Origin of the sequence: Schaalia canis, assembly GCF_003858455.1 — a bacterium.
Lineage (GTDB): Bacteria > Actinomycetota > Actinomycetes > Actinomycetales > Actinomycetaceae > Pauljensenia > Pauljensenia canis.
On record NZ_RQZF01000059.1, the window covers coordinates 1 to 273 of the forward strand.

The 273-nt window shown below is 54.2% G+C and carries 1 protein-coding gene; it reads left to right on the forward strand.

Annotation, left to right across the window (positions count from 1 at the left end; all coding sequences use genetic code 11):
• Positions 1–68: 68 nt before the first annotated feature.
• Positions 69–273, forward strand: a 205-nt coding sequence (locus tag EII11_RS10795; RefSeq protein WP_205649302.1) for a hypothetical protein, incomplete at its 3' end; no start/stop codon positions are given.

Below are 273 nucleotides of genomic sequence, written 5' to 3' on the forward strand. Positions count from 1 at the left end.
AAAGCTATCGAGCGCAGTGAGGAAGTCCTGACCCCTCAAAGCGGACAAACAAGCAAGTGAGAAGTGAGATGACACGACTCACAGTACACGCTGCGCGTCTTGCGTTCATCCTTGCTTCTGCCAGCCTTCTATCTGGGTGTGGTTACCTTGACGGAGAGGAAACCATCATCCCACGCCCAGAACTGCTCACCGCTCAAGAAGCCGGAGGTGGGGAGCAAATTCCAATTAGCGGAGGTGATCTGAGTGTAGCCGCAGATTGTGGTCCGGATGGAA